The organism is Micromonospora sp. NPDC048999, from assembly GCF_040649295.1.
Lineage (GTDB): Bacteria > Actinomycetota > Actinomycetes > Mycobacteriales > Micromonosporaceae > Micromonospora.
The window spans coordinates 33,378-52,666 of sequence record NZ_JBEZFI010000013.1; the positions used below are offsets into that span (position 1 = coordinate 33,378).

A 19,289-nucleotide genomic window follows, 5' to 3' on the forward strand; every position below is an offset into this window, starting at 1 on the left:
TGGTCACATTGGTTGACTCCTGCGCGCCTGTCATCGGTGAGGAAATTCCCGACCGCTGACATGGCACTACCGATGATTGTCAATCGCTTCGCCGCCGTCGCGGCACGTCAGCCTGACCGTCCGGCGCTGCTCGGCGAGACCCACGAGGTCAGCTACGCCGAACTGGCCGCCGCAGCCGGCGGGCACGCCGCCGTGTTCGCCGCCGCGGGCGCCCGACCCGGCGACCGGATCGCCCTGCTCACCGCGCACGGCGCGCCGACCGTCGCGGCGCTGTTCGGCGCGCTGGCCGCCGGCTGCGCGTACGTGCCGCTCGACCCGGGCTTCCCGGTCGACCGGCTGCGCCACATGCTCGCCGCCGCCGGGGTCAGCGCGCTCGCCTGCGCCGCCGAGCACCGGGAGCTGGCCGGCGAGCTTGCCGGCGAGCTTGCCGACGGCCGGACCGTGGTGCCGCTGGACGACGTGCCGCCCGCCCCGCTGCGGCCGGTACCTGGAGACCCGGACGCGCTCGCGTACGTGCTGTTCACCTCGGGCTCCACCGGGGTGCCCAAGGCGGTCGGGCAGACCCACCGCAACCTGGCGCACGTCGTCGACAACCAGATCGCCGCGCTGGCCGTCGCCCCGACCGACCGGCTCAGCCTGCTCGCCTCGTTCAGCTTCGACGCCGCCATCCCGGACCTGTACCCGGCGCTGCTCACCGGCGCCGCCGTGGTCCCGGTCGAGCTGCGCCGGCAGGGGCTCGCGTACGCCCTCGACCAGCTCGACCGACACCGGGCGACCGTCCTGCACTGCACGCCAACCGTCTACCGGCACCTGCTCGACACCCTCGGCGAGCGGCGGCTGGACGCGGTCCGCGTGGTGCTGCTCGGCGGCGAGCAGGCCACCTGGGCCGACGCGATCCGCGGCCGGGGCCGCTTCGCCCCCGACTGCGAGCTGGTCAACGGCTACGGCGCGACCGAGATGACCTTCGTCGCTCGGTACTCGACGCTACTGTCCGAAGTAGACGCGGATGCCCTCGGCCCGCTGCCGATCGGCTCCCCGTTCCCCGGCTACGAGGTGCGTCTCGCGCCGGACACCGGCGAACTCGTGGTCCACAGCCCGCATCTCGCCCCCGGTTACCTCAACCAGGACAACGACCGGTTCACCATGGACGCCGACGGGGTGCGCGCGTACCGCACCGGCGACCTGGGCCGGCGGCTGCCCGGGGGCGAGCTGGTCTGCCTCGGCCGGCTCGACCGGCAGATCAAGGTGCGCGGCCACCGGGTGGAGCTGACCGAGATCGAGGCCGTCCTCGCCGCCCACCCCGGGGTGGCCGGCGTACGCGCCATCGCCCGCGACGGCGAGCTGCTGGCGTACGCCCGCCCGGCCGACGGGACCCGGCCGGACGCGACGGCGCTGCGAGCCGCCCTCGCCGCGGCGCTGCCCGCGTACGCGCTTCCCCGCGCCGTGGTGGTGCTCGACGAGTTCCCGCTCACCGTCACCGGCAAGGTGGACGAGCGGGCCCTGCCCGACCCGGTCAGTGTCGTGCCCGCCGGCGCGGCCCCGGCCACCGACACCGAGCGCGTCGTGCACGACATCTGGTGCACGGTGCTCGGCCGGGACGCGGTCGGCCGCACCGACAGCTTCTTCGACGTGGGCGGCCAGTCCCTGCTGCTGGGCCAGGTGCAGCAGCGGTTGGCGGAGCGGTTCGGCGTGCGGCTGCCGATGCTGCGCCTCTTCGACCACCCGACGGTGGCCGGCCAGGCGGCGTTGCTCGACGCCCCGCCCGAGGCGGTCCGGGCACCGGCGCTGCCCGCCCCGGCCGCTCTGGCCGAGGCGCTCCGGGCGCCGGTCCTGCCCGCCCCGGTCGCCCCGGCGGCCGGGGCCCGGGAGTACACCGGCGACGAGATCGCCGTGGTCGGGCTCGCCGGCCGCTTCCCCGATGCCCCCGACGTGGCCACCTTCTGGTGGAACCTGTGCGCCGGCGTCGACTCCGTCCGGGACCACACGGACGAGGAACTGGCCGCCCTCGGCATCGGGCCGGGGCTGCGCGGCGACCCGCGGCACGTGCGGGCGACCGGTTGGCTCGACGGGGTGACCGACTTCGACGCCGAGTTCTTCTCCTTCGGCGCCGACGAGGCCGCCCGGACCGACCCGCAGCACCGGCTGTTCCTGGAGACCGCCTGGGAGGCCCTCGAGGACGCCGGGCGCGACCCGCAGCGGTTCCCCGGCCTGATCGGCGTCTACTCGGCCACCTCCGCCAACCGGTACTTCCTCTTCCACCTGCTCGACAACCCGGCCGTGGTCGGCGACGTGGACCCGGACGACTGGGAGGCCCGGCTGGTCGGCCGGCAGTTCACCGACCACCTGCCCGGGCAGGTCGCCTACCGGCTGGGGCTGACCGGGCCGGCCCTCGCCGTGCAGAGCGCCTGCTCCAGCTCGTTGGTTGCGGTCTGCCTCGCCGCGCAGAGCCTCGCCGACTACCAGTGCGACATCGCCCTGGCCGGCGGGGTCACCGTCACCTGGCCCCGACACCGGCACACCCCCGGCGGCATGGCCTCCCCGGACGGCCGCTGCCGCGCCTTCGACGAGAGCGCCAACGGGTCCGGCTTCGGCTCCGGTGTCGGCGTGGTCGCGCTGCGCCGGCTCGCCGACGCGCAGGCCGACGGGGACCGGATCTACGCCGTCCTGCCCGGCTGGGCGGTCACCAACGACGGCCCGGACCGGGCCGGCTTCGCCGTACCCGGCCAGGCCGGGCAGGCCGCCGCAGTCGCGTCCGCCCTCGCCACCGCCGAGGTCACGCCCGATGAGGTCCGGTTCATCGAGGGCCACGGCAGTGGCACGCCGTTCGGCGACGCCATCGAGGTGGCCGCGCTGCACGAGGTGTACGCCGGGACCGCCCCCGCCAACTCCTGCGCGCTCGGCACGGTGAAGACCAACATCGGCCACCTTGACGCCGCCGCCGGGATCGCCGGGCTGATCAAGACGGTGCTCGCCGTCCGGCACGGCGTGATTCCGCCCAACCTGCACTTCACCCGTCCGCATCCGGAGATCGACTTCACCGCCGGCCCGTTCTACGTGCCCACCAAGGCGCGGGACTGGCCATCGGTGCCGCGTCGGGTCGCCGGGGTCAGCGCGTTCGGGCTCGGTGGCACCAACGCGCACGTCATCGTCGAGCAGCCGCCACCCGACGACCCGGCCGAGGCCCCGGGCACCGGGCCGTGGCTGCTGCCGGTGTCCGCGCGTACCCCGGCCGCGTTGCGTGCGGCGCTCACCCGGCTACGCCGCCACCTGGCCGGCGCCGCTGCGGCGCTGCCCGAGGTGGCCGCCACCCTGGTGCTCGGCCGGCGGGCCTTCGCGTACCGGGCCGCCGTGGTCGCCGCGGACCTGCCCGGCGCGCTCGCCGCGCTGGACGTGCTGCTCGACACCGACGCCCAGATCGCCGGCGAGGGCGGCCCGCTCCGCGATCTGGCGGCCGACTGGGTGGCCGGGCGGAACGTCGACTGGGACGCCCTGCATCCCGAGGGCACCGTCCGACGCACCGGGCTGCCCACCTATCCGTTCCAGCGCCAGCGGTACTGGATCGACCCCGTGCAGAAAGGTAAGCGGTGAACTGGTTCGTCTCCGCCGGAAGCCGACCCCAGGCGCCGGTGCGATTGTTCTGCCTGCCCTACGCCGGTGGCGGCGCGAGCGTGTTCCGGCGCTGGCAGCAGGGGATCGGCCCGGACGTCGAGGTGCTGCCGGTGCAGCTGCCCGGCCGGGAGAACCGGATCGGCGAGGATGCCCGCTTCGACGTTGCCGACGTGGCCGCCGCCATCGCCTCCCGCGCCGACCGCCCGTACGCGATCTACGGCCACTCGATGGGCGGCCGGGTCGGCTTCGAGGTGGTCCGGGAACTACTGCGGACGGGGGCGCCGCTGCCCCTGCGGCTCTACGTCGGTGGCGCCCGCGCCCCGCACGTCACCGCGGCCAGTCTCTTCGACGGGCTGTCCCGAGTGGACGACGAGGAACTGCTGCGCCGTCTCGGCGACGGGGGCGGCCTCCCCGCCGAGCTGCTGGATCACCCCGAGCTGGTGGAGCTGCTGCTGCCGCTGCTGCGGGCCGACTTCGGCCGGGTGGACAGCTACCGCTACGTCCCCGGTGAGCCGCTGCCGGTGCCGATCGTCGCGTTCAGCGGCGTGCACGATCGGGCGGTGACCCGCGAGCACAGCCTCGCCTGGGCGGAGCACACCGCCGCCGGATTCACCCTGCACGAGATCGGCGGCGGGCACTTCTTCCTGCTCGACCAGCTCGCCGAGCTGCTGGCCCCACTCCGTACCGACCTGGCCGCCGCGGTCGCCGCCGACCGGGCCGGCCCCGCGTCGCCGCCCAGCACCGTCGCCGCGCCCTGCGCCGGCGCGAAGGCCGCGCACCGGGTGCCGCTCGGCGACACCGGCTGGTCGGTGTGGCGGGACGCGCTCCTGCGCGGCACCGGCTTCCCGGCCGACGGGCTGACCCGGTTCCACACGCCGCACGCCGCCGCCGCGGCCGACGAGCTGATCGCCACCGGCACCGGCGCGGACCGGTTCGACAAGGAGTTCGACGAGGCGGTCCGGGTGTCCGCCCACCGGATCAGCGAGCTGGCCGCCGATCCGCTCCTGCGCGAGGCCGTGACCTGGCAGAACCCCGGCGCGCTCGTCGCCCTGGAAGGTCTGGTCCGCGGCGGCGGCGACGCGGCCCGCAACGTGCGCCGCCGGGACCGGGAGCGCGCCCTGCTCAGATACTGGCAGCGCTACTGCGGCAAGAACGAGACGGTCGGTTTCTTCGGTCCGAGCTGCTGGGTCACGATCGATCCGGAGCAGCCTGAGGCCGCCCGGATCAGTCACGGCCCGGAGCTGACCCGCCGCCGCTGGGTCTGGTTCGAGTCGTGGGCGCTGGCCGCGTACGCCGACACGCTCGGCGCGGACCTGGCCGTGCGTCGCTGGTGGCCGCCGATGCTCTGCGCCCACCTGAGCCTGCGCGACCGCGCCGTGCTGCGCCCCGGCCGGCCGCCGGTGCCGCTGTCCGCGGTGGAGGCGGCGCTGCTCGCCGCCATGGACGGCCGCCGGTCCGCGTACGTGCTGGTGACCGACCCGGCCGTCGGGCTGCGCCGCCCCGAGGACGGCTACGCGCTGCTGGAGCGGCTGGTGGCCCGGGAGCTGATCACCTGGGACGCCGCGCTGCCGGTCAGACCCGACGCCGAGCAGGTGCTCACCGACCGGATCGAGGCCATCGGCGACGAGCCGCTGAGGGCGGCGGCGCGGGCCGGCTGGGACCGGCTGCGCGCCGCGCGGGACGCGGTCGCCGGCGCGGCCGGCGACCCCGAGCGGCTGCGCGCCGCCAACGGGGCGCTCAACGCCACCTTCACTGAGCTGACCGGGGCCGAGCCCCGACGGCGGGACGGCCAGATGTACGCCGGCCGGACGATCTGCTACGAGGACACCAGCCGCGACCTCGACGTGGTCTTCGGCGCGCCGCTGCTGGCCGACCTGGCCGCACCGCTCGATGTGCTGCTGCGTGCCGCCCGGTGGCTGGTCGAGGCGCTGGCCGAGGCGTACGGGGAGGTGTTCCGGGGGCTCTACGAGGAACTGCGCGCCGAGGCCGGTGCCGGGCCGGTCCTCCTGTCCGACCTCTGGTTCCTCGTGCAGGGCCTGTTCTGGGGCACCGGCGACCGGCCGGTCGACGCGGTCTCCGCCGAGTTCGCGGCGCGCTGGGCCGGGCTGTTCGGGCTGGACGCGCTGCCCGCCGGCACCACCGAGATCCGGCTGCGGGTCGCCGACCTCGCCGGGCGGATCGACGAGGTGTTCCCCGGCACCCGGCCGGACTGGTCCAACGGCGTGATCCACAGCCCCGACCTGCAGATCTGCGCGACCGACGCGGACGCGTTGCAGCGCGGCGACTACACCGCAGTGCTGGGTGAGCTGCACGCGGCCTGGTCGTCGTTCGACTGCTCGGCCTTCACCCCGTCGCACCCGGACGTCGAACGGCTGCGCACGGCGCTCGCCACCGACCTGGGCGAGCGGCGGATCCGGCTGCTGTTCCCGGACGACTGGCCGCGCCGGACCAGCCGCGTCGCCGAGGCGCTGACCGGCCCGACCGACCGGCACCTGGCCTTCCAACCGGCCTCGGGCGGCGACCCGGCCCGGGTCCTGCCCACCGTGGACCTCACCGTCACCGACTCCGACGGCCGGCTCGTCGCCACCGCCTCGGACGGCCAGCGCTGGCCGCTCACCGAGGTCTTCGCCGAGCTGCTCAGCGCGCACGCGGTCGACGGCTTCAAGCTGGTCGCCGCCGCGCCGTACACCCCCCGGATCACCCTCGACAACCTGGTGGTGGCCCGGCAGACCTGGCGGACCACGGTGGGGGAGAGCGGCCTCGCTGCCGCCACCCGCGAGCGGGAGCGCTTCCTCGCGGTTCGGGCCTGGCGCCATCGGCTCGGGCTGCCGGAGCAGGTCTACGTCAAGCTCGGCACCGAGACCAAGCCCTGCTTCGTCGACCTGGGCAGCCCCGGTTTCACGAACATGTTCTGTGCAATGGTCCGGGCCGCCGGGGTCGACGGCGGCGACGACGTGTCGCTGGTGGTCAGCGAGATGCTGCCCACCCCGGAACAGGCCTGGGTGCCGGACGCCGCCGGCCACCGGTACTTCAGCGAACTGCGCCTGCAGATCGTGGATGACCATCGGGAGCCCAGCCGATGAGCCGGAGTCACCTGCTGCCGCTCGGCGACACCGGTTGGTCGGTGTGGCGGGACGTGGTGCTGCGTACCGCCGGCTTCCCGGCGGACGGGCTCGACCACTTCGCCGCGCCGGGGGCGGCGGCCGTCGCCGATGCCCGGCTCTCCGGCGCGGGCAGCCCCGAACTGCTCGACGAGGCGCTGCGCGCGGCGTTCGCCGAGTCCTCGGCGGCGGCCGGGAAGATCGCCGAAGACCCGCTGCTGCGCGAGGCGGTCACCTGGCAGAACCCGGACATGCTCGGCGCGCTCGACGGCCTGTTGCGGACCGACCCGGCGGTGCGCAACAAGCCCCGCCGTAAGCGGGAGATCGCCGTGCTGCGCTACTGGCAGCGCTACTGCGGCAAGTCGGAGACCATCGGCTTCTTCGGCCCGGTCTGCTGGGGGGTTGTCGACCCCGCCGACCCGTACACCCGGCTGATCCCCGGGCCCGATCTGGTCGCCCGCCGCACGGTCCACTTCGAGGCGTGGGCGCTGATGGCGTACGCCGACCGGCTCGCCGACGATCCGGCCGTCCGCCGGTGGTGGGCCCCGGAGCTGCCGCCGCACCTGACCGTCGAGGGACGGCAGCTCCGCCGGCCGTTGCATCCACCGATCGAGCTGTCCCCGGTCGAGGCGCGGCTGCTCGCCGGCTGCGACGGGCGGACCCCGGCGGTCGCGCTGGTGGAGCGAGTACGCGCCGACGGTGGACTGCGGACCGCCACCGACGGTTTCCTGCTGCTGGACCGGCTGGTCGAACGGGAGCTGCTCACCTGGGACGCCGGCCTGCCCAACAACCCGCACGCGGAGCAGGTGCTCGACCAGCGGATCGCCGCGATCGGCGACCCGGCGGCGCGCGCCCGGGTGGCCGCCGACTTCGAGCGGCTCCGGGCGGCCCGGAACGAGGTGGCCGCGGCGGCCGGGGACCCGGACCGGCTCGGTGCGGCCCTCGCCGCGTTGAACGCCGAGTTCACCGGGGTCACCGGCCGGCCGGCCACCCGGCACGGCGGGCAGATGTACACCGGACGGACCCTCGTCTACGAGGAGGCCGGACGCGACCTGGAGTTCCGCCTCGGGTCGGCGGTGCTCGACGCGCTGGCCGCCCCCCTCGGGGTGGTGCTGCAGACCGCCCGCTGGCTGACCGCCGAGATCGGCGCCGGCTGCGAACGGATCCTCGCCGACCTGTACGCCGAACTCGCCGCGGCCGGCCCGGTGCGGCTGGCCGACATCTGGTCGCTGGCCCAGGGGCTCCTCACCGCCCCCGACGGCCCGGTCGCCGCGGCCGGCGTCGCCTTCACCGCCCGGTGGGCCGCGCTGTTCGGCCTGCACGACGTGCCGGCGGCGCAGCCCGAGGTGCGGTTGAACAGCGCCGACCTGGCCGACCGGGTCCGGCAGCTGTTCCCCGCCGACGCGCCCGGCTGGCCCTCCGCCCGGATCCACAGCCCCGACGTGCAGCTCAGCGCGGTCAGCGTCGAGGCGCTCAACCGGGGCGAGTTCGTGGCGGTCCTCGGCGAGCTGCATCCGGCCACCACACCGTTCGACAGCGCGGTGTTCAGCCCGTTCCATCCCGACCCGGCGGTGCTGCGCGCCGGCCTCGACGCCGACCTCGGTCCGGCCCGGATCCGGCCGCTCTACCCGGCCGACTACCCCCGGCTGGCGACCCGAACCACCTGGCACTTCGCCGGTCCGGCGGACCGGCAGCTCGGGATCGACACCGCGCGTGGGGCCGACGTGGAGCGGCTGGTCCCGGCGACCGGCGTGCGGGTCGAGTTCACCGGCGGCGAGTTGACCGCGGTGCTTCCCGACGGGTCCCGCTGGCCGCTGGTGGAGGTCTTCGCCAGTGTCCTCGGCGCGCTGCTGCTGGACAGCTTCAAGCTGGTGGCGCCGGCGGCGTTGACCCCGCGCATCACCATCGACCGGCTCGTCGTCGCCCGCCGCACCTGGCGGACCACGGTCGGCGAGTCCGGCCTGGCCGGTCACGCCGGCGAGACCGAGCGGTTCCTCGCCGCACGCCGGTTCCGAGCCCGGCTCGGCCTGCCCGATCGGGTGTTCGTCAAGGTCGGGACCGAGGTCAAGCCCTGCTACGTCGACCTGACCGGCCCGCTGTACGCGCAGTCGCTCTGCGCCATGGTCGACGCCGCGGCCCGGACCGGCCCGGACGTCGCTCTGATGGTCAGCGAGCTGCTGCCGGGCCCGGACCAGGCGTGGGTGACCGATGCCCACGGCGAGCGCTATGTCAGCGAGATCCGGCTGCAGGTGACCGATCCTGCCGCCTTCCGTACGAATGAGGAGCACCGGTGACCACGAGTCCGACCATCTCCGTCCTGCACGGCGTGCCGCTGCCGTACCCGGAGGCGACGCTGGTCGAGCTGGTCACGGCTCAGGCCGCCCGTACCCCGGACGCGGTCGCCGTGCGGCAGTGGGACGACGTGCTCAGCTACCGCCAGCTCGTCGAGCGGGCCGCCCACCTGGCGCTGGTCCTGCGCGAGCAGGGCGTGGGACCGGAGACCCGGGTCGGCATCTGCGCCTCCCGCAGCCCCGAGCTGGTGGTAACCGTGCTCGGTGTGCTGATGGCGGGCGGCTGCTACGTGCCGCTGGACGCCGGCGGCCCGCGTCAACGGCTGCGGGACATCATCGCCGACGCCGGCGTCGGTCTGGTGGTGGGTGACCTGGCCGAGGCGGAGTTCGGGGCGTCGCCGGGCCTGCGGACCCTCTCCCCGTCGACCGCCGCGCTCCACCGCGCGGCGCCGCTCGAACCGCCGTCCTGCCCGGCGACACCGGACAACACCGCCCACGTGCTCTTCACCTCCGGGTCGACGGGCCGCCCCAAGGGGGTGCTCACCACCCACCGCAACATGGTCGCGTTCACCATCGGGATGATTGCGATGACCGGCGCCGACGCCGACGTACGCAGCCTCGGCATCGCCTCGCTCGGCTTCGACGCGATCACCATGGACCTGTTCGTGCCGCTGCTGCTCGGTGGCGCGGTGCAGCTGATCGGCACCGCCGACCGGGCCGACCCGGTCCGGCTGGCCCGGTTCATCGCCGCGCACGAGGTGAACTGGGGTTTCATCACGCCGACCGTGCTCGCCCTGCTCGACCCGGCGGACGTGCCGGCCTTGCGGGTGCTGCTCTGCGGCGGCGAGGCGGTCCCCGCCGAGCTGGCCGCCCGCTGGGTCCCCGGCCGGCGGTTCCTCAACGGCTACGGCCCCACCGAGAGCACCGTGCTGGTGGTCGTCGGCGACCTCACGGCCGCCGACGCCGCCGAACCGGTGCCGATCGGCCGCCCGCAGCCGAACCACCGGGCGTACGTGATGGACGCGCAGCTGCGCCCGGTACCGCCGGGGGAGACCGGCGAGCTGCTGATCGGCGGTCCGGGGCTGGCCAACGGATACCTCAACCGGCCGGGGCTCACCGCCGAGCGGTTCGTGCCCGACCCGTCCGGCGACCGGCCCGGCGAGCGGCTCTACCGCACCGGCGACCTCGTGTACCAGGCGCCCGACGGCCGGATCGTCTACCTGGGCCGGGCCGACCGGCAGGTCAAGATCCGCGGCCAGCGGATCGAGCTGGGCGAGGTGGAGGCGGTGCTGGGCGGGCACCCCGGCGTCGACCGGGTCGCCGTGGAGGCGGTGCCCGGCCCGGCCGGCACCGAGCTGGTCGCCTTCCTCACCCCCGCCGACGCCCCCGACGACGACGCGCTGCGGGCGTACGCCGGGCCCCGGCTGACCACCGCGATGCTGCCGGCCCGCACGGTGCGGCTGGCCGAGCTGCCGGTCAGCTCGACCACGGGCAAGCTGGACCGGCCGTCGCTGCGCGCCCTGGCCGTGTCCCTTTCGGACGCCCCGGTGGACGAGAGCGACGACGGTGACCCGGTCGAGCGCGCCGTCCGGCGGGTCTGGACCCGGCTGCTCGGCGCGATCCCGCACCCGGACAGCGACTTCCTCACCGCCGGCGGCAACTCGATCGCCGCGATGCGGCTGGTCGCCGCGCTCCGCGCGGAGCTGGGCCGGCAGGTCGACACCCGGGACCTGTTCACCGGCCGTACCTTCGCCGCCCTGCTCGACCGGGTCCGCGCCGCCGCCCCCGCCGACGGCGACGGGCTGACCACCGGCAACCCGCCGACCCTCTCCCCGCCCCAGCGGCGGTTGTGGTTCATGGACCAGATCGCCCCGTCCAGCGCGCCCTACAACATCGCCGTCGCGCACCGACTGCGCGGCCCGCTGGACATTGCCGCGCTCGGCGCCGCGCTGCGCGCCGTGGCCGAGCGTCACGACGTGCTGCGGTGGCGGATCCCGCAGACCGGCGGTGTGCCGTACGCGGTCCGCGAGGAGCCGACCGACGTGGCCGTCCCGGTGGTGGACCTGACCGGTGCCGCCGACGCCGAGGCGGAGCTGGCCACCATGCTGGCCGCCGGAGCTGGCCACGCGTTCGACCTGGCCACCGGGCCACCCTGGCAGGTCACCGTCTACCGGCTCGGCTCCGACGAGCACGTCCTCGCCATGACCATGCACCACGCGGTCTTCGACGGCTGGTCCGAGGCGCTGCTCTACGACGACCTCGCCGCCGGGTACGCCCGCGCGGTCAACGGCGAGCCGCCAGCCCGGCCCGCGCTGCCCGCCACGTACGCCGACTACGCGGTGTGGCGAGCCGAGCGGGACCGCCGCCGGGGCGCGGCCGACCTGGCCTGGTGGACCGAGCACCTGGCCGGCGCGCCGACCGTGCTCGACCTGCCCCGCGACCGTCCTCGCCCGACGGTGCAGACCTACGCCGGCGCCGAGGCCGCGGTCATGCTGTCCGAAGCCGCCGACCGGGGGGTACGCGAGCTGGCCGCGCGGCGCGGCACCACCGTCGCCGCCGTGCTGCTTGCCGGCTTCGGCGAGCTGCTGCGCCGGATCACCGGCGTCGACGACCACGTGCTCGGCGCGATCGTCGCCGACCGACGGCTGGCCGCCTTCGATGACGTCATCGGCTTCTTCATCGACACCGTGCCGGTCCGGGTCCGGGGCGGCGGGGCCAGCTTCGCCGAGCTGGTCGACCGCTGCGCCACCGAGCTGCAGGAGGTGACCGAGCACCCCGGCGCACCCCTGGAACGGATCGTCGAGGCGCTCGGCGTCGGCCGGGACACCTCCCGGGCCCCGCTGGTGCAGGTGCTGTTCAACGTGCTCAACTTCGTGTCACCCCGGCTCGACCTGGCCGGCGTGACCGTCGAGCCGGCACCGGTGCCGAAGCCCGGCTCGCCCTTCGACATCACCGTCTACGTGGTGGAACGAGCCGGCCTGGCCGGCGTCGAGGTGGTGCACAATCCGGATCTGTTCGACGCCGACCGGATCGAGGCGCTCCTGGCCGACCTCGCCGGACTGGTCGGCGCCCTGGCCGCCGACCCCGACGCCCCGGCCGACAAGGTGGCCGCCGAGCTGCCCCGGCCGGCGGTCCGGGTGGCCGCCCTCGGCGCGATGACCGTCGCGGCCGCCGAGCCGGCCCGGGTTTCCCTGCCCGCCGGGCCGGACGCGCTCACCGCCACCGAGGAGCTGATCGCCGGCATCTGGCAGGAGGTGCTCGGCCGGGACCGGGTGGGGGTCGCCGACAACTTCTTCGACATCGGCGGCCACTCGATGGCCCTAGCCGCGGTGCACGCCCGGCTCAACGAGGCCACCGGCCGCTCGATCGCCATGCTCGACCTGTTCCGCCACCCGACCGTGCGGGCCCTCGCCGCCAGCCTCGACGGCGCCGCCGACCGGCCGGAACTGGCCCGCGCCGCGCTGCGCGCCGCCGCCCGCCGCGGCCGGGCCCGCCGAACCCCACCTCGACGACCGAACCAACCGTGACGCCGCAACCCTTCCCGCCGGCCACCGTCCGGCACCCGTGCAACGAAGGACGACCCCGATGAACAACGACATGGTCACCGAACACCCCGCCGACGACGGCATCGAACCGATCGCCGTCGTCGGACTCGCCGCCCGCCTGCCCGGCGCCGCCGACGTGGCGGAGTTCTGGCGCAACCTGGTCGACGGCGTGGAGTCGGTCACCGAGCTGACCCGTGAGGAGCAGCTCGCCCGGGGCGCCCTGATCCAGGAGGTGGACGATCCGGGCTGGGTGCACCGGGCCCCGCTGATCGACGGCTACGACGAGTTCGACGCGGGCCTGTTCGGGATGACCGCCCGCGAGGCCGAGATCACCGACCCGCAGCATCGGATCTTCCTGGAGGTCTGCTACACCGCGCTGCAGGACGGCGGCTACGACCCGGGCCGCTACGACGGTGCGATCGGCGTCTACGCGGGCACCGGCAACAACACCTACCTGCACGAGTTCGTGAAGCGCAACAAGCGGGTCGGCGGCAGCCCGCACGGCACCGTCTCCATCGCCACCGCCACCTCGCCGAACTACGTCGCCACCAACGTGTCGTACCGGCTGGACCTGCGCGGGCCGAGCCTGACCCTGCACACCGCCTGCTCCAGCTCGCTGGTCGCGTTCCACCTGGCCTGCGAGGCGCTGCGCAACGGCGAGTGCGACATGGCCCTGGCCGGCGGCGTCAACATCGAACTGCCGCACGTCGGCTACCTCGGCATGGAGGGCTTCACCTCCCCGGACGGCCGGTGCCGCCCGTTCGACGCCGACGCCAACGGCACCGTGTGGGGCAGCGGCGCCGGGGTGACCCTGCTCAAGCGCCTCTCCGACGCGATCGCCGACGGCGACACCGTCCGTGCGGTGGTGCTCGGCAACGCGATCAACAACGACGGCGCCGGCAAGGTCGGCTTCACCGCGCCGAGCATCGACGGCCAGATGGAGGCGGTGGCGCAGGCGGTCGGGTTGGCCGCGATCGACCCGCGCACCATCAGCTACGTCGAGGCGCACGGCACCGGCACCGCGCTGGGCGACCCGATCGAGGTCGCCGCCCTCTCCGCCGTCTACACCCGGGACACCGACGACCGGGGCTGGTGCGGCATCGGCTCGGTGAAGTCCAACATCGGCCACCTCAGCCAGCCCTCCGGCATCGTCAGCGTGATCAAGACGGTGCTCGCCATGGAGCACGGTCTGATCCCGCCGACCATCAACTACGAGACGCCGAACCCGGCGATCGACTTCGCCGACACCCCGTTCTACGTGGCCAACACCCTGACCAAGTGGGACACCGACGGGGTGCCGCGCCGGGCCGGGGTCAGCTCCTTCGGCATCGGCGGCACCAACGCGCACGTGGTGCTGGAGGAGGCTCCGGCCGCGCACCGGGCCGAGCGGCCGGCCCGCCCCGCGCACCTGCTGCAGGTGTCGGCGAAGACCCCCGCCGCGCTGGACGCGGCGGTGCGACGGCTCGCCGACCACCTGGAAAACGGGGGCGGAGGCGGCACCGAGCCGTTCACCACCGCCGAAGGCGGCGCCGGGATGCTCGCCGACGTCGCGCACACGCTGCGCGTCGGGCGCAAGGAGTACGCGCACCGCGCCGCCGTGGTCGCCGCCGACCCCACGACGGCGGCCGCGTTGCTTCGTGATCCCAAGCGCGGACACCGAGGCCTGACCGACCGTCCAGCCCCGAAGGTGGCTCTCCTCTTTTCCGGCCAGGGCTCCCAGTACGCCGGCATGGGCGCCCAGCTCTACGCCGAGGACCCTGGCTTCGCGGCCACCGTGGACGAGTGCGCCGAGCTGCTCCGTCCCGAGCTGGGCCTGGACATCCGCGACCTGATCCTCGGCCGCGACCCGGAGGCGGGGGAGAAGCTCACCGAGACCCGCTACACCCAGCCCGCCCTGTTCACCGTCGAGTACGCGCTCGCCCTGCTCTGGCAGCGGTCCGGGGTCACCCCGGCCGCGATGATCGGCCACTCCATCGGCGAGTACGTCGCCGCCACCGTGGCCGGCGTGCTCACCCTGCCGGACGCGCTGAAGGTGGTGGCCGCGCGGGGCCGGCTCATGCACTCCCTGCCCGCCGGGTCGATGCTGGCCGTGTCGCTGGACGAGTCGACGGTCGCCGACCGGCTGCCCGAGGGGCTCTCCGTCGCCACCGTCAACGGCCCGGGCACCTGTGTGGTGGCCGGTGAGACCGCCCTGGTCGAGGAGTTCGCCGCCACCCTCAAGGGCAAGAGCAAGATGCTGCGGACCTCGCACGCGTTCCACTCGCCGATGATGGAGCCGATCCTCGACGAGTTCACCGCGCTGATGGCCGCTGTGCCGCTGCGCCCGCCGGCCGTGCCGTTCCTGTCCAACGTGACCGGCACCTGGATCACCGAGGCGCAGGCCACCGACCCGGCGTACTGGGCGGCGCACCTGCGCCGGCCGGTCCGCTTCGGCGCCTGCGTGGCCGCCCTGCTCGCCGAGGGCACCTGGGCGCTGGTCGAGTGCGGTCCGGGCCGGCAGCTGGCCAACCTGGCCCGGATGCAGGTGGCCAAGGCGTCCGAGGCGCAGCGGAAGCTCACCCCGCTGGGCAGCCTGCCCGGGGCGGGCGAGTCCACCGGCGACCTGGCCACCCTGCTGGGCAGCGCCGGCGCGCTCTGGTGCGCGGGCGTGCCGGTGCGGCCGGCCGCCGACCCGGACGCCCGCCGGGTGCCGCTGCCCGCGTACCCGTTCGAGCGCCGCCGCTACTGGGTCGACCCGGACCCGCACGAGCAGGTCGCGGCGGCCCCGGCGGAGAGCGGCCCCCGGCCGCTGCCGGAGTGGTTCGCGGTGCCGGTGTGGCGGCAGGCCGCCCCGGCCCGGGCCGTCGCGCCGCTGGGCCGGTGTCTGGTGCTGGCCGACGGCCCACGCGGCGAGGCGCTGGCCGCGGCGCTGCGGGCCGCCGGGGACGACCCGGTCGAGGTACGCGCCGGCGACGCCTTCGCCGCCACGGCGACCGGCTTCCGGCTGCGTCCTGGCGTGCGCGAGGACCACGAGGCCCTCGTCGCCGCGCTCGGGGCCGACCTGCCGCGCCGGATCGTGCACGCGTACGCGCTGGACGGGGAGCCGGTCGGGACGGACCTCGTCGCCGCCTGGGCCGCCCAGGACCGGGGCTTCTTCAGCGCGCTGCACCTGGTGCAGGCGCTCGCCGGTGCCGGCCTGACCGCCGACGAGCACGGCGTCACCCTCGACCTGGTCACCGCCGGCATCGGCGACGTACGCGGCGACGAGCTGGTCCGCCCGGAACACGCCACCCTCGCCGGCCTGGCCCGGGTGCTGCCGGTGGAGCTGCCCGGCCTCACTGTCCGGCTGGTCGACGCCGACTTCAGTGCCCGCGGGGTCACCGCCCTGGTCGGCGAACTGCGCAGCCCGGTCGACCCGGAGCACCCGGAGGTGGCGCTGCGCCGCGACCGGCGCTGGGTGGGCGGGTACGAGCAGGTCACCGTGGACGCCGAGGGCGAGCCGGGCGCGCTGATCGAGGAGGGCCGCTACCTGATCACCGGCGGTCTCGGCGGCATCGGCGTCACCCTGGCCGAGGACTTCGCCCGGCGGGTACGCGCCAAGCTGGTGCTGCTGGCCCGGTCCGGCCTGCCGGAGCGGGACCGGTGGGACGAGCACCTGGCGGTGCACGGCGGCGCCGACCGGGCCGGCCGGGCCATCGCCGCGATCCGCCGGATGGAGGCGGCCGGGGCCGAGGTGCTGGTGCTCGCCGCCGACGTCACCGACCCTGCCGACCTGCGCCGGGTCCGCGAGGCCGCCGAGGCCCGGTTCGGCGGGCTGGACGGCATCGTGCACGCCGCCGGCCTGCCCGGTGGCGGCATGGCCGAGATCAAGGAGCGGGCCGAGGCGGAGCGGGTGCTCGCCCCGAAGCTGGCCGGCACGCTCGCCCTCGCCCAGGTCTTCGGTGACCTGCCGCTGGACTTCGTGGCGCTGTGCTCCTCGATCACCGCGGTGATCGGCGGCTTCGGCCAGGTCGACTACTGCGCGGCGAACAACTTCCTGGACGCGTTCGCCCGCGCCGGCACCGGCTTCCGGGCGCCTGTGGTCGCGCAGAACTGGGGCGGTTGGGCCGAGGTCGGCATGGCCGTGGAGACCGACTCCCCGGCCGGGTTCCGGGCCGCCGGCCGGGACGTCGTCACCAGCCCGGTGAACCACCCGGTGCTCACCACCAAGGTGGTCGGCCCGGACGGCACGGTGCTGCACGGCCTGGTCTCCGCCGGCACCCACTGGCTGCTCGACGAGCACCGGATCGGCGGCGTGCCGGTGGTGCCCGGCACGGCCCACCTGGAGTCGGCGCGCGCGGCGGTGACCGCCGCGCTGCCCGCTCCCGGCCCTCAGGCGGCGGTGGAGCTGCGGGACGTGGTCTTCCTGGAGCCGTTCTCCGTGCCCGATGGCACGGTCGCCCAGTACCGGGTGGAGCTGACGCCCACCGAGGACGGGGTGGACTTCACCGTCGCCAGCCTGGCCGCCGGCCAGCTTCGGACCCACGTCCGGGGCACCGCCGGCTGGACCGAGGAGCCGGCCCCGCCGGCGGGCGTGCCCACCGTAGCCGGTAGCCGGGTCGACGACGACGCGTCGTTCGGCCGGGGCCGCACCAGCATGCTCACCTTCGGGCCGCGCTGGGCCGGGCTGGCCGAACACCACCTTGGCGCGGGGGAGGAGCTGGCCCGGATCGAGGCGCCGGCCGCCGCCCTGGGCGACCTGCCCGACTGGGGGATGCACCCGGCGCTGCTGGACGTGGCCACGGCCTTCGGCCGGGGCCAGGGCTCCGGCACCTACCTGCCGCTGTCCTACGGCCGGATGGTGGTGCGCGGCGCGCTGCCGGCGAGCTTCCACAGCCACCTGCGGCACCGGGCCAGCGCCACCGACGAGGTGGTGGCGGCCGACCTGTCCCTGGTGGACGCCGAGGGCCGGGAACTCGTCGCGATCAGCGACTTCGTGCTGCGCCGGGTCGACCAGAGCGCGGTCACCGGGGGCCTCACCGACACCCCGGCCGCCCCGGCCGAGGCGGGCCCGACCCCGGCGACCGAGGACATCCGGCCGGTGGACGGGGCGGAGGCGTTCCGCCGCAGCCTCGCGGCCGGGCTCGGCGCGCAGGTGGTCATCGCCACCCGTACCGTCGCCGACATCCGCCGCCGGGCCAGCCGGGTGACCACGGAGAGCCTGGAGACGGAGGCCGAGCCGACGCTCTCCGCGCCGACCGCCGCCGGCGGCGGCTCGGCCGCGCCCTCGACGGAGCTGGAGAAGACCATCGCCCAGGTCTGGCGGGACGGGCTCGGCGTGACCGAGGTCGGCGTGGACGACGACTTCTTCGCCCTCGGCGGCAACTCGCTGGTCGCGGTCCAGCTCATCGCCGCGATGCGGAAGGCCACCGGGGTGCGGCTGCCGATGCGCAGCCTCTTCGAGACCCCCACGGTCGCCGGGCTGGCCGCCCGGATCGAGGAGCTGCGCGCCGCCCAACCCGCCGACGAGCCGGCCGCGCCGGCGACCATCCCGGCCATCCCGCGCCTGCCCCGCGCCTGACCACGACGAACAGGAGAGACCGCACCATGAGCGATACGGCGACCACCCTTCCGGTGGTCATCGAGAACGACGGTCGGGGCCTGACCGACCTGATCGATGCCCGCCGCGCCGAACTGCGCGCCAGCCTCGCCGAGCACGGCGGGCTGCTCTTCCGCGGCTTCGACGTCGGCGGGGTGGACGGCTTCGACCGGGTGGTCCGTGCCCTGTCCGGCGAACCGCTGACCTACACGGAGCGCTCCTCGCCCCGGCACTCCATCAAGGGCCGGGTCTACACCTCGACCGACTACCCGCCGGACGAGGAGATCTTCCTGCACAACGAGAACTCGTACCAGGCGCGTTGGCCGCTGACGCTGTTCTTCTACTGCATCACCCCGCCGGAGACCCTGGGCGCCACCCCGCTCGCCGACGTGCGCCGGGTGTACGCCGAGATCGACCCGGTGGTGCGCGAGGAGTTCATCCGGCGGCGCTGGATGCTGGTGCGCAACTTCCACGGCGACTTCGGCACCCGCTGGCAGGAGGTGTTCAACACCGAGAGCCGGGCCGAGGTCGAGGCGTACGCGGCCGCGAACGGGATCACCGTGGAGTGGGTCGGCAAGGACGGCCTGCGGACCCGGGCGGTCCGGCACGTGGTGCACCACCGGCCCGGCTCGGACGCCCCGCGCTGGTTCAACCACGCCACCTTCTTCCACCTGTCCACCCTCCCGAAGGACTACCAGGAGGGCCTGCTGGCCATGTTCGGCCCCGACGGGCTGCCGTCGAACACCTACTACGGCGACGGCGGCGAGATCCCCGCCGACGTCATGGACCACCTGCGGGCCGCCTACCGGGCCGCCACCGTCCGCTTCGACTACCAGCGCGACGACGTGCTGGTGGTGGACAACATGACCGCCGCACACGGCCGGGAGCCGTTCACCGGCCCCCGCAAGATCGCCGTCGCGATGGCTGAGCCGCACACCCCCGACACCCCTGGAGCGAACTGAGATGGCCGAAACCCGATTCCTGGTCGTGCGCAACGACGAGGAGCAGTACTCGATCTGGTCGGCCGACCGGGAGCTCCCCGCGGGCTGGCACGACGCCGGTTTCGCCGGCACCCGTGAGGAGTGCCTGGCCCACGTCGACACCGTCTGGACCGACATGCGTCCCCGCTCCGTACGCGAGGCACAGTCATGAGCGAGCGCCAGCGAGCGAATCATCGGTACAGCGT

The 19,289-nt window shown here is 75.1% G+C and carries 7 protein-coding genes; all 7 read left to right on the forward strand.

Annotated elements, in window-relative coordinates:
- Positions 1-72: 72 nt before the first annotated feature.
- Genes AB0C02_RS16375 through AB0C02_RS16405 form a run of 7 tightly spaced genes read left to right on the forward strand, consistent with a single transcriptional unit; the run spans position 73 to position 19,255 of the window.
- Complete coding sequence (locus tag AB0C02_RS16375; RefSeq protein ID WP_357548845.1) at positions 73-3,588, forward strand: AMP-binding protein; 3,516 nt, start codon at positions 73-75, stop codon at positions 3,586-3,588.
- A complete protein-coding gene (locus AB0C02_RS16380) occupies positions 3,585-6,692 on the forward strand; it encodes a thioesterase domain-containing protein (protein WP_357548847.1) in 3,108 nt (1,035 codons plus the stop codon). Before AB0C02_RS16375 ends, AB0C02_RS16380 begins: the two co-directional genes overlap by 4 nt.
- On the forward strand, positions 6,689-9,004 hold the full coding sequence (locus tag AB0C02_RS16385) for a lantibiotic dehydratase (protein WP_357548850.1): 2,316 nt from the start codon (positions 6,689-6,691) through the stop codon (positions 9,002-9,004). The genes AB0C02_RS16380 and AB0C02_RS16385 overlap by 4 nt, the downstream gene beginning before the upstream one ends.
- Complete coding sequence (locus AB0C02_RS16390; RefSeq protein WP_357548853.1) at positions 9,001-12,528, forward strand: amino acid adenylation domain-containing protein; 3,528 nt, start codon at positions 9,001-9,003, stop codon at positions 12,526-12,528. The genes AB0C02_RS16385 and AB0C02_RS16390 overlap by 4 nt, the downstream gene beginning before the upstream one ends.
- Before the next feature lie 58 nt (positions 12,529-12,586).
- Positions 12,587-18,085: an SDR family NAD(P)-dependent oxidoreductase gene (locus AB0C02_RS16395; RefSeq protein WP_357548855.1), complete on the forward strand. Its 5,499-nt coding sequence runs from the start codon at positions 12,587-12,589 to the stop codon at positions 18,083-18,085.
- A gap of 26 nt (positions 18,086-18,111) precedes the next feature.
- Positions 18,112-19,065 carry a TauD/TfdA family dioxygenase gene (locus AB0C02_RS16400; protein WP_357548858.1) on the forward strand — a complete coding sequence of 318 codons (954 nt, stop codon included), beginning with the start codon at positions 18,112-18,114 and terminating at the stop codon, positions 19,063-19,065.
- Between the two features lies 1 nt (position 19,066).
- Complete coding sequence (locus AB0C02_RS16405; RefSeq protein ID WP_357548860.1) at positions 19,067-19,255, forward strand: MbtH family NRPS accessory protein; 189 nt, start codon at positions 19,067-19,069, stop codon at positions 19,253-19,255.
- The last annotated feature ends 34 nt before the right edge of the window (positions 19,256-19,289 follow it).

Coding starts and splice junctions, on each gene's coding strand:
- AB0C02_RS16375 (WP_357548845.1), top strand. CDS start 73: ATGATTGTCAATCGCTTCGCCGCCGTCGCGGCACGTCAGCCTGACCGT.
- AB0C02_RS16385 (WP_357548850.1), top strand. CDS start 6,689: ATGAGCCGGAGTCACCTGCTGCCGCTCGGCGACACCGGTTGGTCGGTG.
- AB0C02_RS16395 (WP_357548855.1), top strand. CDS start 12,587: ATGAACAACGACATGGTCACCGAACACCCCGCCGACGACGGCATCGAA.
- AB0C02_RS16400 (WP_357548858.1), top strand. CDS start 18,112: ATGAGCGATACGGCGACCACCCTTCCGGTGGTCATCGAGAACGACGGT.
- AB0C02_RS16405 (WP_357548860.1), top strand. CDS start 19,067: ATGGCCGAAACCCGATTCCTGGTCGTGCGCAACGACGAGGAGCAGTAC.